At 42.8% G+C, this 1693-nt stretch carries 1 pseudogene; it reads left to right on the forward strand.

Going from position 1 to position 1693, the window contains the following annotated elements:
* Positions 1 to 747: pseudogene (locus QUB35_RS38880) on the forward strand (hypothetical protein); the annotation flags it as partial.
* Between the last annotated feature and the right edge of the window lie 946 nt (positions 748 to 1693).

Consider the following 1693-nt stretch of genomic DNA (forward strand, 5'->3'; position numbering starts at 1 on the left):
GACTATTTGGAGTTTTTCTTGGACTGGGTTTTGTTCGCATTCGGACATCCAGCTTACAAGATTTTACCCAAAGAACCGGCCGGCTGTGAAGGTGCATCAATGCGTCTTTATCAGATGTTTGACCTGTCAATTCTCATGCTGTATCCTGAAGATTACATGGGCCGGCTGCTACCCCAAATTTGCGGAAAGACTGCTCAAAAAAGTTCAGGGTTTTATCCGACACCTTTAGCTTTGTGTCAGTTGATATCTAAGTTAGTCAGTGGTGATAAGACAGAGCGAATTTCCAGCTTCAATGAACCCGCTTGCGGTACGGGTGCTTTAATGTTAACACAGTCGAATTACTGTCTGAGCGGTATCGGTCAAGATATAGACCCTACTCTGTTAAAATGCGCTTTGTTTCAGTTTTATCTGTTTTCACCTTGGCTGGCTGTTCCGATTTGGTGGTTGGGTCAAACTGATTTGCTCCTTGGCAATACTTTAAGTAGCGATAGACCTCAATCAATAAACGCTGCTTACTGGTATAATGAGTGGTTTGAGCCAGTCGAGTCTCAGGCTAAAAATGATACTGATTGTCCTGTCGAACATGAAATAAGTTCAGGAGAAAGCTCAGAAGTTATTGACTTGAATGAGAAGACATCAATTCACTCAAATCCAGTAGTTCAAGAAGTTGTTAAGGGCAAACGCCGACCCAGAAATACGACAACATCGCCTCATCAATTTACGCTGTTTAATTTGGACGATTTCTAGCCCAATAGCTACCTATTGAACAATTGTTGTGGTGTAGGTGAAGAGTTGAGTTCAAATCACCTCTACGTTATTCTCATTGTTACGAACCAAGCTACCGATATCGTTGGTAAGCTATCACGCATGAGTTCGGAATTCGGAAAGCAACAAGCCGAATATAACGCTGTCAGACACTCAGTTGTGAGCGCGACTACACAACCAATTTAGGGTGCATAGACACCAGAACCTCTATCTGTCAAGGCAGATGCGCCCTAAACGCCTGCTAATTTAGGGTGCATCAACGCCAAAACCATTAATCTATCAATGCCTATGCACCCTAAATGACTCGCTTGCTTTAGAGTGCATGGATGCCAAAACCATTAATCTATCAATCGCTATGCACCCTAAACACCGGTAATTTAGGGTGCATGGATGCCAGAACCATTAATCTATCAATCGCTATGCACCCTAAACGCCGATAATTTAGGGTGCATGGATGCCAGAACCATTAATCTATCAATCGCTATGCACCCTAAACGCCGATAATTTAGGGTGCATGGATGCCAGAACCATTAATCTATCAATGTCTATGCACCCTAAACGCCGATAATTTAGGGTGCATAAACGTCAGAACCACTAATCTATCAATGTCTATGCACCCTAAACGCCGATAATTTAGGGTGCATAAACGTCAGAACCACTAATCTATCAATGTCTATGCACCCTAAACGCCGATAATTTAGGGTGCATAAACGTCAGAACTACTAATCTATCAATGTCTATGCACCCTAAACGCCGATAATTTAGGGTGCATAAACGCCAGAACCAGTAATCTATCAATGTCTATGCACCCTAAACGCCGATAATTTAGGGTGCATAAACGCCAGAACCACTAATCTATCAATCGCTATGCACCCTAAAAACTTAAGGCTTGAGCTTGCCCAGATAGAACGAATGATGCTTGCCGCCT

The organism is Microcoleus sp. B13-B6 (assembly GCF_036705405.1).
GTDB lineage: Bacteria > Cyanobacteriota > Cyanobacteriia > Cyanobacteriales > Microcoleaceae > Microcoleus.